The organism is Paenibacillus sp. Soil522, assembly GCF_001428245.1.
GTDB lineage: Bacteria > Bacillota > Bacilli > Paenibacillales > Paenibacillaceae > Pristimantibacillus.
The window spans coordinates 1-23,367 of record NZ_LMRV01000059.1; the positions used below are offsets into that span (position 1 = coordinate 1).

The window sequence follows — 23,367 nt, forward strand, 5'->3', positions numbered from 1 at the left end:
GTAAGCATCGATAACTCGTACAGGATTTTCTTCTTCTACAAAATCGTCCAACGTATTTGGCAATAAATGAATTTGATGTCTATCTTCACCTTCGATAAAGGACATATGCGCTCATCTCCTTAGATACAGAGATTCGACAAAGATCATCTATTTTCATGCCCGAAAATGGAGATTTTTTAATAATTGTTAGACAGACTGATGTACGGACTGTGAGGGCTTGCAGGTCAAATCTACAAAATGATAGGCCTGCATTCTACTCGACTAAGGAGGAAATCACGCAACCTTTAAAGAATTAATGTTGCATTGATGTTCAAAAATAACATCCTTAATGGAGCTTAAATATTGGTGAAGAAGTGGTTTATTCTCAACAAATGGAGGGTTATAGTCATGTGGAGTAATGTAGAAAAAGCCAACTAATACTGATGATTTAAGGATTGAAAGCGTAAATGAAAGCACTCAGACACAAGCCAAAGAATTGATTCTTCAAGGATTAAAGGAACATTTTGGTTTCCTGGATACTTCGCTTAATCCTGACATTAACGATATAATTCAAAATTACATAAAGCAAGGAAATATTTATTTAGTTGGTTTATTGCAGAAAGAAGTTGTATGTTCTGGGGCATTGATTACAATTAATGAAAACACAGGTAAAATAGTACGCATGTCTGTAAAGAATGAATACAATGGATAATCTCTTAATTAATTTTATTGAAGTAACGGATAACGAGAGCTCAATAAACAAGAGGAGAAGGTATTATCATGAAATTTGAATATACTGTCTTGAAAAAGCAGGATGATATATACGGTGTCAGATACTTTCTGGATGAAAGGGAGCACTTTCCAAAATACAATGATATCTCACTTATAAGAGTTTTAAATATTCTTGGCGACCAAGGATGAGAACTGGTAGTCAAAGAATGCCAAAGTACATATATTCTTAAACGCCTGTTGAAATAAGTAAACCAGTCCGTTTTAGAGGGCTGTTTTTTTAGATCCTTTATGTATTGAAAAAGATTATTGAAAGGCTGGTCTTGCAAATTTAGCAGGACCAGCCTTTGTTTTGTAATTATAATTGAGCCATACTTTTGCAATTCCTTTCCCCTCCCCTCTTTGATTGAAGGGGGAACTTATATCACCTCCTGGGCGTTCCTGCGGTATTCAGTGGGTGTGATCCCATACTCCTTATTAAAGGCACGATAAAACGAACGCAAACTGTTAAATCCTGAGTCGAACGCTATCTCAGTGACCGGGTTCGTGGTAGATAGCAGCAGCATCTGGGCAAGGGCTACCCGTCTGCCATTCACATAATCCCGAAATGATGTATGGAGTTGGTCAGAGAAGATTCGTGAGATAAGAAATTTGCTGATTCCTAATTCTCTTGAAACCATATCCAGGGTTACAGGCTCTAGGAAGTGAAGGTCCACATAGGCAAGAATTCTTTGAATACTATCCAAATATTGGGTGTATTCTATTTTTTTCAGAGATAATAATGGCAGAACATGTCCTAATATGACAGAGGTGTAAGCCTTGAGCAAACGGTTATCACAATTTTCCGTATAACGTTCGTATAATGCTTTCAGCATGTTCGAGACGTTATAAACCAAGTGCTCCTTGGGAACCATCGGGTTATTTGGAATAAGCTTCGTTAAATCTCCCGTAAAATCCCCTGGGAATTCAGCATCGAAAAAAACCAGCAGGATCCGACTGCTCTCAGTTGTTTTGTAGCTGTGGGGTTGATTGGGAAAAATAACCACTATGTCTCCTTCAGACAGAAGATATTCCTTCTGATTGATGGTTATATAAATCTTGCCAGATAGGACTATTGTGATTTCAACATGTTTATGCAGATGAAGGGGATAGGTATTATCGGTGGATATAAATGTGTGAAACGATTGATGGCGATGCTGGTATTGGATTTTCACTTCTAAGCCCCCATAAAGGTAATCGGATTTCCCTATACGCAGTGAAGTGTTTCTCATCTCTTTTCATAAAACCTTAATTCTATACTACAGCACATTGGACCAAGTACAAGAATTGGCGCAAAAAAAATTTTTTTTGGCAGGTGCGAAATACCTGAAAGGTATAAAATGATTGAAAGTAGCAGCGTGAAGCTTACTACATTATTGAAGGGAGCAGAAAACCAGATGAAAAGTAAGAATAAGGGATTTAGAAGAGCCTTGGCCGTCATCATAAGTATTGCGATTGCATTTTCAATGGGCTCGGTACGACCTGGCAGTTCGATTTCAGCACTGTCTAATGAAAGCGGTTTCTCGGGGGCGTCCATCGTCGCGTTTCCCGGTGCAGAAGGTGGTGGCGCCTATACCAGTGGTGGTCGTGGCGGAGACGTATATATCGTAACCAACCTTGAGGATTATAACAAAAATGATGAACCTATCGAAGGATCCCTTCGTCATGGGATTGTAACTACCCCAGAAGAGGGCCGAACGATTGTTTTTAACGTATCAGGAACAATTGAACTGAAGGATGCCTTAAGATTTGCTAACATCAAAAACCTGACCATTGCCGGACAAACAGCACCAGGTAATGGCATTACCGTCGCAGGATGGGAAACCAATATCAGTAATTCAGAGAACATCATAATCCGGTATATGTCTTTCCGTCCAGGTGCATCGAATGTATATAGCGGCAGTGATTCTATGGATGCTCTTTGGGGAAGAGACAACAACTACTTCATCCTTGATCATTGTTCCTTTAGTTGGAACACGGATGAGACCCTTTCCACATACAGAGGTGAAAACGGTACAATTCAGTGGTCTATTATTTCAGAAAGCTTGACGCTCTCGGGACATTCGAAAGGTAGACATGGCTACGGTGGTATTGCAGGCGGAGATAAAACCACCTTCCATCACAATCTTTATTTGAACCATACCTCACGTAATCCAAGACTCGGCGGCGGATATGCCGGTGCTGCAGATGCAAACCATGTAGCCGTGCTTCAATTCTCCAACAACGTGATCTATAACTGGGGCTTTAATGGGGTTTATGGCGGCGGCTATAATTTTACTAATTTTATGAACAATATTGAGATTGCGGGACCGGGTACAAGAGACAGTGTTGTCAATCAGGTTATTGATGCAGGCGAATCTAAGAAACTTGGCGGTTTCTACATCTCTGGGAATATGATTAACGGTGAGAAGACAGGCTTGTTGGGTGGAACGTCAGAGTACGTCAAGAATTCCGGCGACACCAGCGGTGACAGTATAACAACCTTTGCAACAAAACCGTATCTTTCCGCGGACAGCACAGGAGTCAATAACGGGATTACCAATCCAGCGTTTGACGATTATGTTCTAAACGGTGTTCAGGATGCTAGTGACCAATTGCTGAACACCATTTTACAGCAGGCAGGTGCAACCTATCCGCGTCGTGATGCCATTGATGCAAGAATTGTTGCAGAAGTGGAAAAGGGACTCGGAAGATATATCAATACCGAGCATGAGGTTGGCGGATATATCTCGGACTTTGGTGTCATTGAAGAACAGCATGCCTCAGATTTTGATATGAATCAAAACGGTATTGACGACAAATGGGAAAAGGAAAAAGGGATCTGGGACACCGAGAATGCATATAAAACGATCACAGACAGCGGCTATACCTGGCTTGAGCTTTATCTGAGCGATCTTGTAGATATGGGTCACGCAGCTGAAAACCCTGATGCAACAATGACGAAACCGGCGAACAATGCGCAGTTCCGATTAAGCAAATCGATACCCGTGGAAATTAAAGCATCTTCCAAATTCGGACATCGTATTGATAAGGTAGCGGTATACAATGGCTCTGATTACCTGGGTGACGCTGTGTTAGATGGTAACAAGTATGTGTATACCATCGAGGGACTTCAGGATGCTTCTTACTACATTTCTGCTAGAATTACGGACTCAGAAGGAAATGCGACTCAAACCACCGCAGCCAACATTCATATCAACATAGATGAGAGTACATTAGCTGACGGAGATTGGTCATCAGCCGACATCGGTACTCCAGACATCCCAGGTTCTGCAAGCATGACAGACAAAGTGATCACCGTAAAAGGGAACGGAAAGCTTGGCTTGAGCGAGGGCAGCACGGAACAATCTGAAGAATCGGATGCTTCCAAAGATGACTTCCATTTTGTATATAAGAAAGTGACTGGAGATATGGAGATCACTGCTAAGCTAGAGGAAATTGGATCCGTTGACAACCATGCGTTCATCGGCCTAATGTTTCGCGATGGCTTGAAAGATGACAGCGCAACCGCAGCCCTAGGACTTTCCTGGGTGAAGATCTCCAAAGCTTACTGCTGGTCAGTCTATTTGGCAGGAAGGGAAAAAAAAGGTGGAGACTTTAATGAATTAACCGAAACACTGGACAGCGCTTCTAAAGCCGAGAAGGCAGGCATTCAGCTTGTACCGGACATTCCATTCAAGCTCAACGGTGTCGAACAGGGTTACTGGCTCAAGCTTGGCCGCAAGGGAGATACCTTCTATGCTTATGGCTCAATAGACGGTAAAGAATGGACACTAATCGGTGAGAAAACCGTAACGATGAAGGATTCGGTGTATGTTGGTTTTGCCGTAGACAGCAATGATATTGCAAATGATATTGAGCAGTTGAATTATGCGAAGTTCTCAAATGTTAGCTTTAAGGATAGCTTAAACCCATAAGCAAAAATGGGATCACTATAGCAGCCTCGACTACTAATTCAATCCTACGGCGCTTTGGATTCCTAACAACAAAAAGGTCAACCGGACCATTTCTCCGGTTGACCTTTTTGCTTGAACGCGTTCGCCCGCTAATTGTCGGTTGATGGCGAGAATGTGCTTGAAGCGGATTCGATGAAGGCATACGCCCAGTAGCTCGGAGCAACGTCCTTCCATGTCGGCTTAGGGATGTCCGGTTTGGCCGCTCTTTCGAATACCACTTTTTCAATATCCAAGTAAAAGAAATCGTTAGCTCGTATTTTTACGATTTTCTCAATACTCATAATGTTCCAGCCAATGTCGAACATGAACATAAATTGTATTCGTAATAATCCATCAACATCTATTCCAAATTAATTATATTTCCTTAAATTAACTTTTTCCTAATATGCGGAAACTTAATTACTTTCTCAACTGATTTGAATGCATTTTTTTGTTTCTAAAGATTTTAACACGGCGTCCTTTATCTTTATTACCTGAATTGCTGATGAAATATCGAGAAACTCACTTTTTTTGTTATTTTCCAAACAATCCTTAATATGATGAATAACTTGCTCATAATCATCCTTTATTATTGGAGGACTTAACACTTCTTTGTTTCCATCACTATAATAAATCACAAATTCTTCTCTTGTGTTTATTCCATATTCAGCATCAAATTTGATAGAGCCTTTTTCACAAACAACCTCAAACCCTACATAAAACGGAGAATTCTTTGGCAAATTTGTGTAACTTTCAACAACTGCGAATTTATCTTCATAATTTAACGTTGTGATTACGACACCACCTTGCCGGAAAAAACTGATATAACCGGCATAATCATTTCATCATATTTGTCTGGAAACCCCGCTATGGATACAGATTTACAAATCTGCGGATTATAGGCGTTTCCTCTTTTCTTGCGTACGATAGGGTGGTAAGTCAAGCATCCTATTGTCCAATGAAAACAGGAGGTCACTAACGAATGACGAAAACAAGTAACGACCGTAAAAGAAGCTGGCAGTGGATCGCGCTCGTAGGTTTTCTTGTATTGCTGGTTATAAGTGCGGCTTGTTCGGGCGGCGCCAAACCGGCGGACCCAGGCGGGAACGCAGATTCGAAGGCGGAGAGCGGACAATCTGCACCCGATAAGCCTTTCGAACTGAGTATCATGACCGTGCTTCACACGCCGGAGCTTCCGGAGGATAAAGTTCTACGGTTAATTGAGCAAAAAACGAATACAAAGTTGAAAATTAACTGGGTGCCGAATGCCGCATATGAAGAAAAGGTGCTTTCGTCGATGGCTACCAATACTATGCCTCAAGCCATTTATGTAGGAAACGTGGCGATATACAACAATTTCAAAAAGTCGCTGCGCGAAGGACAATTTTGGGAAATCGGTCCTTACCTGGAGGAATACCCCTATTTACGCAATCTGGATCCGGCCGTATTGAAGAACAGTTCCGTTGACGGTAAGATTTACGGAATTTATCAGGCCACGCCTTTATCCAGGCAGGGGGTTATTTACCGGAAGGATTGGGCGGACAAATTGGGTCTGAAAAGGCCGGAATCAATCGATGATCTTTACAATATGATGAAAGCGTTCACAGAGCAAGATCCCGAAGGTGACAAGCAGAAGGACACCATTGGTTTGGCGGACAGAAGCGACCTCGTGTACGGCGCATTTAAAACCGTCAGTTCGTACTTCGGTACACCGAATAACTGGGGGGAGCAAGATGGGGAGCTTCGACCGGAATTTATGTTTCCGGCTTACATGGAAACGATGAAATTTTTCAGAAAGCTGCAATCCGAAGGCTTAATTAATCACGATTTCCCGGTTACGAGCAAGCCGGATCACGAGGCTTTGTTCAAGTCCGGGAAAGCCGGCATGTTCATCGGCTGCATCTGCGCCGCCCCGGGGTATCAGCGGGACATGACCGCGTCGATGCCGGAAACAGTCTTGGATGTTGTAAACAGGATCAAAGGTCCGGGAGGAGAAGTTGGCGTATGGTCCGTTCCGGGGTATGGGAACATGGTCTTATTCCCGAAATCGACAGTGAAGAGCGAAGAGGAGCTGAAGAAAGTATTGGCTTTCTTCGATCAACTGATGAAACCGGAAATTTATAATTTACTGAATTACGGGATAGAGGGAGAGCATTATGAGATCGTAGACGGACAAGCGAAGGTGTTTAAAGACCCGGAGAAAGCGGCGATCAACGATCGGGAGGTTCGCCCGCTACTAAGCTTGAGAATCGGCGGTCCGGATACAGTCGACGGGTTGGTCGGTTACGCGGATACGGAGCTGGCTCAATTGACTAACGATTCGATGGCCGACAATAACAACATTCTGATTAACGACCCTGCGGTGGCTTTCGACTCCCCGACGAGAGATCAGTCGGGTGTTCAACTCCAGCAGATTATAACGGATGCTACTTACAGATTTATGATGGGCAACCTGGACGAAGCGGGCTTTCAGGCTGCGATTGATAAATGGTTGAAAGACGGCGGAGGCAAAGTAATTGAAGAGATCAATGAGCAATATCGGACAACAAAATAGGTGGTAAAAGAAACTCGGAAGAGAGACTCTCTTCTTTCAGCTGCGTCATATCCCAAGGGGAGCCCGCCCATCTCGCAGGCACACCATACGTGGCGGAGGAGGATCCGGGGAACGGCGGGGGTGAACAGCCGCCGGAACCGCCGGTAGACGTTATTTACGAAGCGGAGGATGCGACGTTATCCGCCGCGATCATTGATAACAAGCATCCGGGGTACACCGGCACAGGTTTCGTCGACTATAATCCGAACGCGTCGGGCGGATGGATCGAATGGACAGCGAACCAGCTGACAGCCGGCGAATATACGCTGGAGTTCCGTTATGCATCCGGCGCGCCGGAGGATCGTTCGCCCGAAATTACTGTGAACGGAGCTGTTACGGCGTCGCAGCTTAGCTTTCCATCGACCGGCGATTTCACCCGCTGGAAGACGTCCTTCAAGGCAATGCTGCAGGCGGGCACGAACGTCATCCGTGCGACCGCGACAGGCCCGAGCGGCGACGAATATCGATCACTTGCGCATCCATAACGGGTCAGATCCGGCAGGACCGCCGCCGGTTGTCTTGGAAGAGGTCGAAGTCACCGACATCGTCGGCGGGCTGCTCCTGAAGAAACTCGAAATTGGCTTTCATTTTCGAGTAGCAGAACCCGGATGGACATATCCCGACCATTATCACAAAATTTTTGAAATCCTGTGCTACGACGGCAGCGCGGTCCAGTATATCGAGGGTCGCTCCATTGCCTTCGGCCGCGGGGATTGGTTAGTCATTCCACCCGGCATGCGTCATCATATTGTCAATTCTGGTCCTAGTGACTGTACTTACCTTTCCATTCATCTCGACGATGATCTTGACTTTTCGCCAATGGTTTCAAACCCAACCCAATGATCTGCAATGTGCTTGTAGAATGAAATCACCATGTTATTTGGATTAGAGAGACGCTATATTAAAATTCACTTGAATGTATGCGTTTTCAAATATCGAAGAATCGGGAGGAGGCCGAGTCGGTTTTCATGCTTTGCTTGTTTAAATGATTCGATCAAGAAAGGAAGTGTAGTTGTTGAAAAAGTTCTGGCATATCGCTCTGTCATCTCTTCTTTTAGCCGCGGTCCTGATACCGTGCTTTAGTACAGAGACAGCAGCATCCATCACTGGTAATGCAGAGGGAAACACTCTTACATCATTGGACAGGTCCTACAAATTCAACTTCACAAACCAAGAAAAACCTGGGTATCAGTCTGTCACCTATGATGTGTTAAAAGGTGGGGCCCCGCTGTATGACTCTTCTGTCGGATATGGTTTTGTTAATGAGACCAGCGCTATGCCGCCCAGGGAAGTTCATATCGCTACCATTACTTCGGATGGAACGGGTTTTTACATTACGGAGCCTGTTTTTTTTGCAGAACCGAGTCAAGAGAAAGCTAATTATAATAACTACGGCATGGCTTTCCGTATTCAAGCCCCTCCCGGCGCATATAGCGTGTATGTGAAAACGACATCCGACGCTGCTGACACAACGGTAGCGGTGTCGGGAATGCAGACTAGCCGTCTGCTGGGCGGTGGCTCATGGGATTCAGCCAAGCTGGTGCCCAGAAAGTATATTGTTGAAGCACGCGGCAAGGAGTGGAAGTATACGTATGTAAATGGTCGGGACTACCTGGATATTGAGATTGAGCCTAACAAAACGATGATCCCCGTTGGCATTGAAGAAATTGTTCTGCAGCCGATCCTGCCAGAGCAGCGAGAGGACGGAACTCTTCCGACGATATTCACACTCGGAGATTCAACCGTCAAATCCTACATTTTCAACGAAACGCCAATGAGCGGCTGGGGCCAAGTCATCGACCCCATGTTTAACCTGCGTAAAGTGAATGTGATTAACTACTCCATGGGCGGGCGTTCGTTCAAGAGTGCTTACACGGAGGGCCGGCTGAATGATATATTAATGAGCGGCAAAATCGGGGATTACCTGTTCATTCAGTTCGGTCATAATGATGAGAGTACAGATGAGCTCAGACGTTTTGGCAGAGGGGCGACAGAAGCGATGTATGAAACGTATATTAAAGAAATATACCTTCCTGCCATCCGCGCCAGGGGCATGATCCCGGTTCTGGTAACACCGATGTCCAGAGTCAGAGGCGATGCGGCCCCGGGATATGTCTACACGAACTCATTTATGAATCGAAAGTTCCCCGATATAATGAAAAGATCTGCGCAAGAATCGGGAGTCACGCTTATCGATCTTAATTCGGAGAGCATAAAGTATTATAACGAGATCGGTGTGGAGGCGACGACAGCCATCGTCATGTCGATTGAAGCGGGAGAAACTCCCGGCATGACGAGCGGCGGAAGTTACGCCAACGGTCATCCATCAAACAAGGTTGACGGGACTCACTTTAAAGAAGCGCTGGCGAAACAATTTGCCCGGATCATTGTTACCGAACTCGTGAAAATGAGACAAGCCGGCGATACCACGTCAGCTGCACTTGCTTCTTATCTTAAAGAGGAAGTTGCATCTGCGGCATTAACAGGGGACTGGTCGGAGGTTTTCACCGAAATGGCTGGCGATACAACGACCGGTGAAGGTGCTTATTACCGCAATCAGATTGAGAAGCTGATTCAGCTGAAGGTGATGAGCAAGGACGCTCAAGGAAACTTTTATCCGGATATGGCGATGACCGTTAGCGAATTCGTTGTATCGATCTCCAAGCTGATGAATGTGGAAGAATCGACATTCGCCGGTTACCCAAATGGGGAACTTTCCAGGGAAGTAATGGGCGCTATTTTGGATGACGCCTATCATGCGAAGTTCACCAGTAAGCCGAAGTACATGACCGATTATAATGGAGCGTCCGAGGCGCCAGGCGAACCGTGCTATGATCCGTATCTGGATCCGGCGAGCAACTGCGTGATGTACTATCCTCTAGTTTCCTGGGAGCAGCTCACGGATACCGCGCAAATTGCCCCTCACTTGGTTTCAAAAGTGAAGGATGCATATGAACTCGGTCTCATCCGCTCCGAGAAAGGAATTTCCAGGGGGAAAATGGTTAACGGAACAGAGCTTGAACCGCAATTGACGGTACCCCGGGAGAAAGCAGCTAAAACCCTGTACTTCATGTGGGTTCTCCTACAAGTTATAGATGTTGAAAACGATGTCTTACCGAATACACCGCCGGTTACGACACAGTCATCCTATATAGACGGCCAATATTTAAATGTTAATACTCCGACATTCACTTGGAGTTTCAGTGATGCGGATGCCGGCGATGCACAGCGTGCTTATCAGGTGCAAGGATCGACGGACAATTGGCAGACGACCGCTTTTGATACCGGGGAAGTGATCGAGACCAGAACGTCCTATGAAGCTTCAGCCATGCAGGATAATGATAATTGGAGCATCCGAATTCGGACGATGGATACCCGGGGGGCTTGGTCGGAATGGGCTTATCGCAGATTAGCCATTGATACCACAGCACCGACAGCCAGGGTGGAGTACAGCACCACAGCTATGACGAACCAGGATGTTATTGTCACGATTGAGCCCAATGAGCAAGTGACGATAACCAATAACAATGGGGCTTCAAGCTATACGTTCAGTCAGAATGGCAGTTTTACGTTTGAATTCATGGATAGGGCGGGCAATGCAGGAACGGTTACAGCATCAGTGAACAACATTGACAAGACGGCGCCGGAGCTTAATATCGTCCTTGACAAGACAACGCTCTTTCCGGTGAATCATCAGTTGGAAACCATAAATGCTAGCGTCTATGCTGAGGATGGGATGTCGCAGATCGATTCGGTCGTGCTGACCTCCATAACGAGCAACGAACCGGACGACGGCTTGGGTGGGGGAGATAAGCCAAATGATATACAAGGAGCAGAGTACGGTACTCTTGATACTTCATTTATGCTGCGCGCAGAACGAGCGGCTAACGGTTCCGGTCGCGTTTACACGATCACATACACCGCAACCGATAAAGCGGGGAATGAGACGATGGTTTCGGTAACTGTAACCGTACCCCGCTAACAGTCAAACGAGTAACCGCTATTGAAGTTTGTTTCTAAAAAATAGGTCGCGAATTGCGTGTTTTCGACATGATGTTGACTATTCATTACGAGGAGGAAGTTTATGACAAACAAGCTGTCGGCTATTGTATTCATGCTAGTATTGTTTTCATGGATTCAAATGGGAAGCCCCGTGGCTTCGACTGTAGCGTCCGCGGAATCGGAGATCACGATTTTGTCCGGCGTGCCGACCAATCTTACGGCCAAGCCCAGAAATAGTCAGGCGGATCTAACCTGGAATCCACCGGTTGAAGAGTATCCGGTCATCACATACAAGCTTTACCGGAGCACCAATCCTGCTGGTCCCTACACGGCAGTTGCCGATGTAACGGATACCGGGTACCGCGATTTCGGACTGGACAACGGTATAACTTACTACTATAAGGTCACTTCTGTTGGTCTAAGCGGGGAAAGCGCGCCTTCTGCGGCTGCTGCTGTTGTGCCGATGGCGCCGTTAAACGCTCCAACAGGTCTGACGGCTATAAGCGGCGACGGTCAGGCGACAATCCGTTGGAGCCCGGTTGAAGGAGCAGAAGCCTATGATGTGAAGCGCAGTACAGAGAATGGCAAAAACTATGAGAGGGTTGTCAGCGGTGTAACGGGAACGGAATATACAGATTCAACGGTTAGCAACGGCACAAGGTATTACTATGTCGTGTCGGCCGCTAGTCCGTCGACTGCAAGCGCCAATTCCGCATCCGTTCAGGTAGTCCCTGCACCGGGCAACGGAGCGCCTGCGATTCCCCAAGGTGTAGAAGCGATTGCCGGAGACGCCCAAGTGGGCTTGACTTGGCAAGAAGCGAATGGAGCAGAATATTATACCATCAAACGCGGAGCCTTCAACAGCGGTCAGTATGAGACCATCGCTTCCCGTATCATTGGCACAAACTACCAGGATGTGGGTTTGGGCAATGGCACGACGTATGATTATGTGATTACGGCGGTGAACGCTCAGGGAGAAAGCTATTCCTCCGAACCGATCGCGGTAACACCGGCGGATGTCGTGGTTGTCTCGAAAGACGGAACGGGTGACTTCACAACGGTGCAGGCGGCAGTGGATGCAGCTCCGAACTACAGTGCGAAACGCCATGTTATTTATATCAAAAACGGCGTATACCGCGAGAAGCTGAATGTTCCGAGCAGCAAGACGAATCTGAGCTTTGTAGGCGAGAGCCAGGAAGACACGGTACTGGTCTATAACGACAACGCCAACACACTCGGCCCTGACGGAGCTCCGCTGGGTACGTCCAAAAGCTCGAGTCTCTTTATTTATCCTACCGATTTTATTGCGAAAAATGTAACGATCCAGAATGATTCCGGCCAGGGTACAGGTCAGGCCGTTGCCGCTTATGTCAGAGGCGATCGCGCTTACTTCGACCATGTCCGTTTCCTCGGATACCAGGATACGTTGTTCACCAATAATGGAAGACATTATTATAATAACTGCTTCATTGAAGGGGATGTCGATTTTATATTCGGTCAATCCACAGCAGTGTTCGACCAATGTCAAATCCACAGCAAACGCAACGGAGGAATGTTGACGGCCGCAAGTACGCCGGAGGATATACCGTACGGGTACGTGTTCCTAAATTCGGAGATTACTTCTGATGAAGGGATCCAGAACGTTTATTTTGGAAGGCCTTGGCGTCCGTATGCCGCGGTCGCATTCATCGATACGATGATCGACTCGTCAATTGCACCGTACGGCTGGAACAATTGGAGTAACCAAGAAAACGAGAAGACCGCCAGGTACTCCGAGTATAAAAGCCGGGGTCCGGGAGCGAATCCGAAAGCGCGGGCGGGCTGGTCGAAGCAGCTTACGTCGGAGGAAGCAAGTCAGTACACGGTACAAAATGTATTAAAGGGCAATGATAACTGGAATCCGCTTCGGATCGGCATTATTCCGTTAAGCGATGTATCTGCCCCTGTTGTAACACTCGATCCGCTGAATACTATCGTGAACAATTCCACATTCACCTTATCGGGACGAGTGGACAAGCAAGCAGCCGTGACGGTGAACGGTCAGCCTATCGAGGTGGCTTCCGATCTGACTTTCCGAACAACGGTGATACTGAAGCTTGGAGAGAACATCTTTGCCATTCAAGCGACAGATCCCGCAAGCAACATGACGGGTGTCGTTTCATTACGGGTCGTTTATGACAATACAGCTCCTGTCATCATGTTGAATAACCCGGAAGGAGAGAAAGTCGACAATAGCTATAATACGACTTCCAATCCTTATCCGGTTTCAGGCCGATTAAGTGAAACGGGAACGGTGTGGGTTAATGGCAAGGAAATCAAAGTGTCCGGGGATTTGACTTTCGCAACGAAAGTCAGTTTGCAGCAAGGGAAAAATACAATTACAGTATCCGCTAAGGATATGGCTGGCAATGCCGCCGCACCGCTTACGATATATGTCGTTCTCAAAGGGAACAGCACACCGAATGGACCTGTGCAAATGACGAGAGCGATAGCAACGGACGCCCATACGATTGAAGTCACCTTTAATAGCAAACTTAATTACTTTGACGCAACCGATTTTCAATTATTGACAGCGATGGGAAGCTGGGAGTCTCTCAATCCCGGTCTTACGCCAAATTTGACTGTCAACGAGGTCAGCACTCGGGTGAACAAAGACGGACAGACGGTTGCCGTCTTCCGTATACAAGAAGCATTAAACCCGGATGCCACATTCCAGCGGGAGATCGTAGAGGATCCGTATCGTGTTCCATATCAGACAGAACCTTACTATTCTAGCGACCCGGTAAAAAACATTAAGCAAGCCGATTATCTTCTGAGCTGGCAGATGGAGAACGGCGCCTGGTTCAAAAATATGCAGGAAAAGTATAGCCGGGCCTGGGACGGCCAGGAAGCGAAGTCCGACTGGTATTCGAGTGAGCATGGCTATATCGGCACCATTGACAATGATGCTACGACTAATGAAATACTTTTTCTTGCCGTTATGTACAAAGAGACAGGGGACGAACGGTACAAGGCATCCGTACTCAGGGGACTTGAATATTTGCTGGAAGCGCAGTATCCGAGCGGAGGGTGGCCGCAAGCCTATCCGGCCAGAGGCAACTATTCCGATTATGTCACTTTTAACGACAACGCCATGATTCGGGTGATGAATGTGTTAACGATGGTATCCAAGAAGCAATATCCGTTTAATTCCTATTTGGCGTCGGACGAGCTTATTGTGCGGATTGCCGAAGCTTTGGGTGCAGGTTTGGATTATATTTTGAAATCCCAGATCAAGGTTGGCGGCAATCTGACCGCCTGGTGCGCGCAGCATGATCCGGTCACTTATGCACCCATGGGAGCCCGTTCTTACGAACATCCGTCGATTTCGGGCTCCGAGTCTGTAGGAGTCGTGAAATATTTGATGGCTTTGCCGAACCCGTCTCCGGAGGTGAAAGCGGCTATTAGCGGCGCCTTGAATTGGCTTGATCAGGTCAAGCTGGAAGGCGTAAAATATGTATCCGGCGATCCGCAAGGACAATACTTCTATGAAGATCCTTCAAGCACGACATGGTACCGGTTCTATCAAATCGGCACCAATCTTCCAATATTCTCGGGACGCGATGGTGTGATTAAACATAACATTCTGGAAATTGAGCAAGAAAGAAGAGACGGTTACCGCTGGGCGGGCGAATGGCCGAAAAAACTGCTGGAGGTAGCTCATACCACCGGTTACTATGAAAATCGCGTGTACATTAAAGTAGTTGGCAACAAGTCGAGCAACTCAGCCGGTGAAACATTGGTCATCGGCCAATTGACCAGGGTCGAAGCACAATAGGAGCGAGGTAGAAGCGCAATCAATTGGTGTTCAACAAAAAGGAAGTAAAAATCCGTCGTTACGGTGGATTTTTACTTCCTTTTCATCTGCTTTCGCTCATTAAGGATATTAGGATATTTGTTATAATGACGATATCATATTTTAAACGGAGGGCTGATCTTCTTAGTAGAGTATAGTCTCTAAACTTTACTATTGTTAGATAAAAAACCTTCCGAAAGGAAGGGTTTTTTATGCTAGTATGGTCGCCGGAGAGCGTTCAGCCGATCGCGTGCTCACTCAGATCGAGTTCATGTCGATGTTGAACGATCAGCTTTAGCTTGTGCATGAGGATAAGTTCCAAGGTTTATCGTCCGAGTCCAGCGTATGGGAGAAATCCAAGGAGGAATGAGATGCATACGTACTGCAGACCGCGAAACAAGCGGGCTATATCGACGGAGACGAGGGGAAGGTTCGACCGCATGAATCGTTGACGCGGAAAGCTGCGGCGGACATGATCGCCCGTGCGCTCGATTTGACGGACAGCAAAGGAAGCATCGGCGCGGTCGTGCGCGACGGCTATATGTCCGGGAAGGGCGGTTTCGGCATGAAATCGATGGTTACGGCAGCCGAAGCGGACGAAATCATCGCTCGCATCACGGCGGAAGCGCAAGGAGCCCCCGATGTTCGTATCGTCGGCGCACATGCAATCGCAAGCAACGTTGTGGCGTTGACGCTGAACGCGAAGCTTGCTGAAGTGGATTTTAAAGATTTCGCGTTGAGTTACCAGATGGGAAGCTGGAAGTCGCTCACGCCGGCCTTTAAAGGATTGCAGTTGAAAAAGGGCGCCGCAGCAACGAATCAATTCGGCAACACGGTCGTCTTCTTCGAAACCGTAGAGCAGCTCGGAGAAAGCGCAACGTATGCGCTCCCGGAGAAGCCAGGCGCATTCTCCGGCGATTTGGCACAGGCGGTGCAGCAGGCGAATAATCTGGTTTCTTGGCAGATGAACCACGGCGGATGGACGAAGGCGATGCCTTACGATCGCCCGTGGAACTGAAGCGAGAAGAAGTCGTCGCAGTTTGGACCGACGGGCATCGAGCTGGGCGCTATCGATAACAACGCGACGATTAACGAAATTCGATTTATTTCGCAGATTTATCGTGAGACGAACGATGCAGCCTACAAGGAAAGCGTTAGACGCGAGATCGGCTTTCTCCTAGAGGCGCAATACGAGACCTGCGCTTGGCAGCAGGTGTATCCGGCGCGCGGCCTTCCAGGTGATGGCGTGTACTATTCGAACTACGCGACGTTTAACGACAACGCGATGATCAATGTGCTGGAGCTGATCGACGATATCGCGAACCGTGCCTATCCGTTCGATGCCGATATCGTCGACGAAGCTGCGGTAGAAGCGCTTAAGCAGGCTAAGGTGCTTGGGATCGAGTATATTTTGAATGCGCAGATCGAAGCGGACGGGATTTTGACCGCTTGGTGCGCGCAGCATGATACGTTCACGTATGAGCCGATGCGCGCTCGGGCTTACGAGCATCCGTCGATATCGGGGTCCGAGTCCCTTGGAATTGTCCGCTACCTGATGGCGCAGCCGAACCAGACGGAAGAGATAAAGCGGGCCGTGAAAGGCGCCTTGGAATGGTTTGACGCCGTCAAGCTGGAGGGCATCCGATATGTGAGCGAGGCGTAGCTGCAGGTGTCGCTCGTACGAGAGGAGGGCTGCCCGTAAGTCTATAGACTTACGGGCAGCCCTTTCGTATTATTCAAAAGGATTCCATCCGTCGTCGCCAGCCAACACTATTGCCGGAGCGTACATAGCTGCTTCGCGGTCTCCTAATCTCTTCGACCATGAGACTCTTCCTCCGGTGCCCACACCTGGTCCGGTACTGCCGTACTCGCAATAGCTGGCGGTCGCCTCGGCCTCTGGCTTATTCCAATTATCCCAGCCGTCTTGGTGAATATGTTCCCCCATCCAGCAGCAGATAAAGGCAGTCTTTGCGTAATTGCGCCATGGGCGGCCAAGCAGCACCGTCCGCGGCGGGGTGTCGCTTGTCAGCTTGCAGTCGAGGAATACATAGCCGTAAGGGATGTTTTCGGGCGTCGATGCGGCGGTATACCACCCGTTTATTCCGCCTTGCTCTGCTGAAAGCCGGTTTTTCGAGAACAGCTCGCACCGAAGGAAGAGAGCCGTCGCCGAACCGAAAATAAAATCAACGTCCCCTTCTATGTAACAATCCTCATAATATTGCCGTGTGTTACGCGGGGATTGCCCGCCGCGCGGACCGGCGAATGACCCGGGTTTCATAGGCTCAGGCGGGAGCGGTCCCGTAAACAGCGTGTCTTGATATCCGAGGAACCGGCATCGCCGGAATATGGCCCGATCCCCGTCGACGTAGGCCGCCAGCGCTTGGCCGACGAGCCGTCCGGGCCCCGCGCTGTTCTCGAACGTGATGAGCTCCGCCGAGAAGTGATCGGCTCCAATAAAAATAGAATAAGAGCGGAACGTGCCGTACGGTTCGCCATCCGGCATCGTTTTGTTTGCGCAGTCGTCAAAAGTAAGCACAACCTCTTGCGCATTCTTACCTTCCCCTAATAAGGTTATGAACGGTTTAGCAACATGGAGCTTTTCTTTATAGACGCCTGGTTTAATCCGGATGGTCACAGGACTCGCGTTGTTGTCCGGAACGTGATCAATCGCGTCTTGCACCTTTGTAAAATCTCCATTTCCGTCCGCTGACACTTCGATGATCATATGTACATACAATCCCCTTTCCGAATGTAACGCTTTTTCTTGGAACTCCTCTATTGTATCAAGAACATGAATCTTTTGATCCGTCGTTTAACTGATTCCTAATCTCCTGATTATGTACGTAATGGTCACCCCGCGATAACGTAAACATATAACATGAACAAGCGTTGCCGGCGATGGATCAGGCGGGGCTTATTCGAGAAGGAGTTTGATCGCAGCGATGTGGAATCCGGATTCATTTGTAGAACAACTGCTTAACAAAGCACAGGCTCTTCGTAATAAAAAAATGTCCGATGGCGGTGATTGGAATACGCATCGTCTCCGCTTAAGGCAGCGATTGACTGAAACGTTAGGCGACTTTTCGGACTATGCGAACGTCCCGCTCGACCCTCATGAATTGGAAAGGGCGGAGCTTGATTCCTTCATTCGGGAGCGGGTGGAATATCGAACGGCCGATGGCTTGCTTGTGCCGGCATATGTGGTGTCAAGCAAGGAATCGACGGGTCAACGACGGCCTGCGATATTAGCGCTTCACGGGCATGGATGGGGCAGCCGGGAGATGGTTGGTTTGCTGCCGGACGGCTCGCCGAATACGAGTGTGCCGAGCGGACATGGGAGGACGGTGCTGGAATTAGCGGCAAGAGGATTTGTTGTGCTCATCCCGGAAATTGTCGGGTTCGGCGACCGCTTGCTTCTTCGCGACGAAGGGGGCGGCGACCCGAAAGCGAATTCTTGCTTTCCGCTTGCGGCCGCGCTTCTTCTCGCAGGGAAGACGCTAGCCGGTCTAAGGGTATATGAAGCTTCGCGAGCGATTGATTACCTAGCTATGCGGACGGATGTGGACGCAGACCGGATTGGCGTCATCGGTTTTTCGGGCGGAGGTATGGTTGCCTCGCTTGCGGCTGCCCTTGATGAACGTTTGCGCACGGCGGCGATATTCGGCTACACGAATACGTACCGGGCGAGCATACTAAACCGCCGTCACTGTTTAGATAACTATTTGCCTGGCGTTCTTCAATACGCGGAAATGCCAGAGCTGCTCGGCCTTATCGCTCCCCGCCCGTTGTTTATCGAAAGCGGGAAGGAAGACCCTCTATTCCCTGCCCGGCATGTGATAGACGCGGTAAAAGTACTAAAGGACATCTACCGCATCTATGACTGCGAAGAAAGGGTGACGCTTGACTTGTTTGAGGGGGCGCATGAAATCAAAGGGCGGGCCTCGTTCGATTGGCTCCAAGCGATGGTCTGAGCATACGAATAGCGTATAAAAAACAGCCGTTTACCTGCTGCTTTTTACACGCTATTCTTGTTTTGATACCTTATGAATCAGGCTTGGCGTATTTCGCCCGGTATTGCCCGGGGGTCATATCCTCCTGCTTGCGGAATGAACGAATAAAGTTTTGCGGGTTATTATACGTTAGCCTCTCGGCGATGTTCTTCACCGACATATCCGTTTCGACGAGCCACTTTTTGGACATGTTCAGACGGTACTGCGATAAATATTCGCTGAAAGTCATGTCGGTCTCCTTCTTGAAGACGCTGCTTAAGTAGAAAACGTTATAATGCAAGCGGGCTGCGCATTCCTCGAGCGTAATGTCGCTTTCGAACTCGTTGCGGATGATATCGATGATTTGTTCTGAAATGTTCTGGTACTGAGACGATTGCCGATCCTGGAACACGCGGATCATCGGTACGATGATTCGGGTTTTGTACCAGCTTTCGATTTCTGAGTGCACATACAGCTCAAGCAGCTCTTCGTATAGCGAGCTTTCCTTGATGTCCAGCTGTTCCAATCGGATCCCGGCTTCCTGCATGACGATCATGAGCCCGTTCAACAGCCGGATAAGCGAAATCTGATATTCATGCGGCGTACGGTCCTTAAGGAATACTTGCTCGAGCCATTGCTTGAGCAACGAGAAGACGAGTTCCTCATCGGCGAGTTTGATCGCATCGATGAGCTGATTCTCGATCTGCATCGGGTAGAAATACACCTGCGTATGCTTGCCGGAGTTCAAGCTGAAGTAAGGGACGATAACGCCCTTGCCCAGCTTCAACCGGTGCTTAAGCGATTCCAAGCCTTCTTGGTAGGCGCGCGCTGCGCTTTTCAAGCTTTTGAACGGCAGGCTGATACCGATGCTGACATCCAGATCAAGGTAGCTGCGCATATTTTGCTGAATGGATTCCGTGAGCTTATAGATATAATCATTAAAATGATCCGGGGACATGCTCTTCCCGCCGATCAGCGTCACCTGGGTTTGATCCACGATGACGGGAGGCAGATGATCCAAGGCAGGGACGATCTCTTCTATAATGTTGCCTGCAGCGAACAATAATAAATCTAAATCCTTCTGCTCGTAGCGGGTTTCCTCGAGAATATCGATTTGAAGCGTCAGAACGGCGAGGTGACTCCATTCCGACACCTGATCGGTATATCCGAACAGCGCAATCTTCTCCTCAATTTCGGAGGGGCTGCTCTGGCCCTGAAACAGCTTATGCAGGAAGAACGTCCGCACTTGCTGGCTGTTCTGATGCAGCTCGTGACGGAGCTTCGTATTGGAGGCGAACAGATCCTGGATATGCTGGTCGATGACTTGAAGCTCGTTCTTCTTGTTCGCTTGGGTTTCCGGCAGACGGTCGGCGATCTGTTGGAAGATGGCCCGAATCGGCGTATATACCTTGCGGCTTCCGAGCCATACGAGCAAGACGCATAAACAAATGATCAGTAAGCAGACGTACAGCGTGAACCAACCGATCGAGTGCGCTTCCTTCGTAAATTCGGACATTTCCGTGAAAGAAGCATAGGTCCAACCGTTAAACTCGGACCGGACATAGGTCACCGATATCGTCTCGTTCCCCATGCTTGTCTGGAATTGACCGGCACGTCCCGTAAAGCGGGATGCATCGGATTCATGGATTAAGTCCGTCTCTGCCAAGGTCCTGCCGAGCATCGATACGTCGGGATGCACCAGAATGTTTTGTTTCTCATCAAGCACCATGACCCTGCTTCCGGGAAGCTGATTTTTCAACATTTCCGCTAAGCTGCAGCTCGGAATCGTCGCAAGGGCGATGCCCCGTTTCGATAAGGTGTGAAGCGGCATCTTCTTAACGAGCGTTAAGGTGATTGGGCAGGCGTAGCTCGATGTGTCGCTTGCTCCAAGCGATCCGGTCTTCAGCATCACCCAATTTGTGCTGCCTTCAAGCTCGAGGAGACTCGGGAGCGCCGTGCCTTTAGAGAATTCCTCGAACGAGGACAAGCCTCGGTTATGAATTACCCAGTTCGAGGAGGCGTTGGCCAGAATAACGTCGGTCACCATCATCTCCGGCGATTGCAGGAGATTCAGCTCCTTCTTCATCTGGTTATAAAGCTGAAAGTCGTTATATGTCAGCGGGCGGTATAACGCATCCTGCACTTGATTCGTGTTAATAATGTAATTTAGCGTATAGTCGATTGTCCGCAGCACCTGCTCTATGTTCCCGTTCAGTTGATTCATCATCTGAATATTGCTCTGATTGACATGGGTTTGGATCGAATCCGATGATTTCATGTAAGAGAAAAACCCGAGCGTAATGATCGGGGCTATGCTGATGGCAAATCCGAATAGGACCAAATTGGTATACATGCTAAATTTTCTCAATTTAATAGATTCGCCGCCTTTCGATAGATAACCCCATTGTATAAGATTAATGTAAACGCTTCAATATAAGACCTTAAGTAATCCTTGGATTTGATCTTGTCAGCCGGAAACAGTGTACTCATGAAAAAGACTGCAGATTATGCCATAATTGAAGATACAGCCAAACACGGGAGGAACGAGCCTATGAATCGGAAACCATCGATCTTGTTTATGCTAACGATTTTAGTGTTAATGACAGTGCTTACAGCATGCGGGAATCCGCTAGCGGGGGATGGAGGCGCATCGCATGAATCCGCTAACGTTGGAGATCGGGGCACTATCACGATGATGGCGAATCTCCACACGCCGGAAGTGCCGTCCAAGAAGATCGAACAATGGTTAGTAGAGAAGATTGGCTCTGAGCTCGACATTCAATGGATACCCGATGGCAGCTACGAGGAGAAATTTAATGCTTCCATGGCTACGGAATCGCTGCCCGAGGCGGTATATTTAAAGAATGCCGACATGCTGGACAGGCTGCGGGATCCGATCCGGAACGGGATGTTCTGGGAGATCGGGCCGATGCTCAAAGACTTTCCCAATTTGCAGAAGCTTAAGCTCGAGGTGCTGCAAAACACTTCAGTAGACGGCAAAATATACGCCCTATATCAAGAGCGTCCCTTATCTCGCCAAGGACTGATCTATCGGAAGGATTGGGCGGACCGTCTCGGCCTTGAAGCGCCGCAAACGATTGACGAGTTCTACCATATGCTGCACCAATTCACCTTTGGCGATCCCGACGGAAACGGTCTGCAAGATACCTTCGGATTAACGGATCGAAGCGATCTGGTCTACGGCAGCTTCAAAACCGTCTCGACTTACTTCGGAACACCGAATGGCTGGGGTGATGAAGCCGGTAAGCTTTTACCTGAATTCATGTTCCAGGAATATAGGGATACGATGAATTTCTACCGTAAGCTGCATCAGGAGGGGATGATGAATCAAGACTTTCCTGTGACGGCAAAAGCAGACCAATTGGATCTTTTCATTTCGGGAAAAGCCGGCGTATACATCGGGGCGATGGGTGACGTTTATAATCTCCAGATAAAAGCGACAGAAGTGAACCCTCTTGCTGTATTTGATGTACACAACCGAATCGCCGGACCTAAGGGAGAAAGGGTATGGGCTTCTATGGGCTTTGGAACGGTTGTTTTGTTTCCGACCTCGTCCATACAGACCGAGGAGGAACTGCGGGAGGTCCTCTCGTTCTTCGACAAGCTCATGGAACCGGAATTCGCGAATATGCTGAGGTGGGGTATAGAAGGTGAGCATTATAACCTCGATAACGGAGTGGTCGTTCCCACGGTAGATATCGAAATGACGAATAAGGACGTCAAGCCGTACCAAGCGATTGAAATCGGGGGGCCTCTAACGATCATGGGTTATTTAGAGTCCAACTTTGAAATGGGTGTCAAAGATAAGGCAGAGACTTTGACGCTTGATAATAATTCAATTCTGGTTCATGATCCGACGTGGCCGTTCGAATCGAACACCTTCAATGAACGGGGAGCCAGACTTCAAGAATATATTCAGGATGCAACGTACCAGTATATTTTAGGATTGATTGACGAAGCCGGCTTTCAAGCGGAAGTGGATCGTTGGCTTAGCGAGGGCGGGCAGGACATCATCGATGAATATAATGTATCGTATCGGAGCGCTCCCTGATCGTACCTTCAGCGCATATACGCATAACAAAGGTATCTTCCACAAGCGCTATCTTATGAATGCAATATTTGGAACTTATAGACCGATGGAGCGATGTTATGCTCCATCGGTTTTTCAGCGTTTCAGGAGAAACTTCCGCTACAGGGATAATCATTAGATAAGATCGGGGATATAATCGCGGAAATAACGCGCGT

General features: G+C 48.1%; 16 protein-coding genes. 11 read left to right on the top strand and 5 right to left on the bottom strand.

Annotated features, from left to right (window positions below; genetic code table 11):
• Window positions 1-759: 759 nt before the first annotated feature.
• Window positions 760-900 carry a hypothetical protein gene (locus ASG81_RS31105; protein ID WP_155971686.1) on the top strand — a complete coding sequence of 47 codons (141 nt, stop codon included), beginning with the start codon at window positions 760-762 and terminating at the stop codon, window positions 898-900.
• Between the two features lie 227 nt (window positions 901-1,127).
• Here the strand turns inward: ASG81_RS31105 and ASG81_RS19800 are convergent, their stop codons facing one another.
• Window positions 1,128-1,922, bottom strand: a complete 795-nt coding sequence (locus ASG81_RS19800) for an AraC family transcriptional regulator (protein ID WP_056638133.1) — start codon at window positions 1,920-1,922, stop codon at window positions 1,128-1,130.
• Between the two features lie 222 nt (window positions 1,923-2,144).
• Here ASG81_RS19800 and ASG81_RS19805 point away from each other — a divergent pair, with 222 nt between their 5' ends.
• Window positions 2,145-4,664 carry a hypothetical protein gene (locus ASG81_RS19805; RefSeq protein WP_162255041.1) on the top strand — a complete coding sequence of 840 codons (2,520 nt, stop codon included), beginning with the start codon at window positions 2,145-2,147 and terminating at the stop codon, window positions 4,662-4,664.
• A gap of 128 nt (window positions 4,665-4,792) precedes the next feature.
• On the opposite strand, the gene ASG81_RS19810 is transcribed toward ASG81_RS19805, so the two are convergent.
• Together ASG81_RS19810 and ASG81_RS19815 are read right to left on the bottom strand one after the other, a co-directional pair.
• Window positions 4,793-4,984: a hypothetical protein gene (locus ASG81_RS19810; RefSeq protein ID WP_155971688.1), complete on the bottom strand. Its 192-nt coding sequence runs from the start codon at window positions 4,982-4,984 to the stop codon at window positions 4,793-4,795.
• Between the two features lie 126 nt (window positions 4,985-5,110).
• Complete coding sequence (locus tag ASG81_RS19815) at window positions 5,111-5,422, bottom strand: hypothetical protein (RefSeq protein ID WP_056638142.1); 312 nt, start codon at window positions 5,420-5,422, stop codon at window positions 5,111-5,113.
• Between the two features lie 242 nt (window positions 5,423-5,664).
• Between ASG81_RS19815 and ASG81_RS19820 the strand changes: the two genes are divergently transcribed.
• The 7 genes from ASG81_RS19820 to pelA (ASG81_RS19850) all read left to right on the top strand — a co-directional run bounded on the left by ASG81_RS19820 (window position 5,665) and on the right by pelA (ASG81_RS19850) (window position 16,775).
• The gene (locus ASG81_RS19820) at window positions 5,665-7,236 is read left to right on the top strand and encodes an extracellular solute-binding protein (RefSeq protein WP_056638146.1); all 1,572 of its coding nucleotides are present in this window, start codon (window positions 5,665-5,667) and stop codon (window positions 7,234-7,236) included.
• Window positions 7,237-7,325: 89 nt separating this feature from the next.
• A complete protein-coding gene (locus ASG81_RS19825) occupies window positions 7,326-7,760 on the top strand; it encodes a CBM35 domain-containing protein (protein ID WP_056638149.1) in 435 nt (144 codons plus the stop codon).
• A 34-nt stretch (window positions 7,761-7,794) separates the two neighbouring features.
• A complete protein-coding gene (locus ASG81_RS31675; protein ID WP_162255042.1) occupies window positions 7,795-8,118 on the top strand; it encodes a cupin domain-containing protein in 324 nt (107 codons plus the stop codon).
• 433 nt (window positions 8,119-8,551) lie between these two features.
• Window positions 8,552-11,257, top strand: a complete 2,706-nt coding sequence (locus tag ASG81_RS19835) for a GDSL-type esterase/lipase family protein (RefSeq protein ID WP_327205181.1) — start codon at window positions 8,552-8,554, stop codon at window positions 11,255-11,257.
• Between the two features lie 102 nt (window positions 11,258-11,359).
• The gene (gene pelA, locus ASG81_RS30050) at window positions 11,360-15,094 is read left to right on the top strand and encodes a pectate lyase (RefSeq protein WP_081417455.1); all 3,735 of its coding nucleotides are present in this window, start codon (window positions 11,360-11,362) and stop codon (window positions 15,092-15,094) included.
• Between the two features lie 466 nt (window positions 15,095-15,560).
• A complete protein-coding gene (locus ASG81_RS19845; protein WP_056638156.1) occupies window positions 15,561-16,130 on the top strand; it encodes a hypothetical protein in 570 nt (189 codons plus the stop codon).
• 36 nt (window positions 16,131-16,166) lie between these two features.
• A complete protein-coding gene (gene pelA / locus ASG81_RS19850; protein ID WP_081417456.1) occupies window positions 16,167-16,775 on the top strand; it encodes a pectate lyase in 609 nt (202 codons plus the stop codon).
• 69 nt (window positions 16,776-16,844) lie between these two features.
• Here pelA (ASG81_RS19850) and ASG81_RS19855 read toward each other — a convergent pair whose 3' ends face one another.
• Entirely contained in the window at window positions 16,845-17,837 is a 993-nt protein-coding gene (locus ASG81_RS19855; protein ID WP_200961554.1) for a pectinesterase family protein, read from the bottom strand.
• A 217-nt stretch (window positions 17,838-18,054) separates the two neighbouring features.
• Here ASG81_RS19855 and ASG81_RS19860 point away from each other — a divergent pair, with 217 nt between their 5' ends.
• Window positions 18,055-19,083, top strand: coding sequence for an alpha/beta hydrolase family protein (locus ASG81_RS19860; protein ID WP_056638162.1), 1,029 nt, complete (start codon window positions 18,055-18,057; stop codon window positions 19,081-19,083).
• 70 nt (window positions 19,084-19,153) lie between these two features.
• Here ASG81_RS19860 and ASG81_RS19865 read toward each other — a convergent pair whose 3' ends face one another.
• Window positions 19,154-21,454 (bottom strand): helix-turn-helix domain-containing protein, encoded by a 2,301-nt coding sequence (locus ASG81_RS19865; protein WP_200961555.1) that lies wholly within the window; start codon window positions 21,452-21,454, stop codon window positions 19,154-19,156.
• A 198-nt stretch (window positions 21,455-21,652) separates the two neighbouring features.
• Between ASG81_RS19865 and ASG81_RS19870 the strand changes: the two genes are divergently transcribed.
• Window positions 21,653-23,173, top strand: coding sequence for an extracellular solute-binding protein (locus ASG81_RS19870; RefSeq protein WP_056638168.1), 1,521 nt, complete (start codon window positions 21,653-21,655; stop codon window positions 23,171-23,173).
• Window positions 23,174-23,367: the final 194 nt, after the last annotated feature.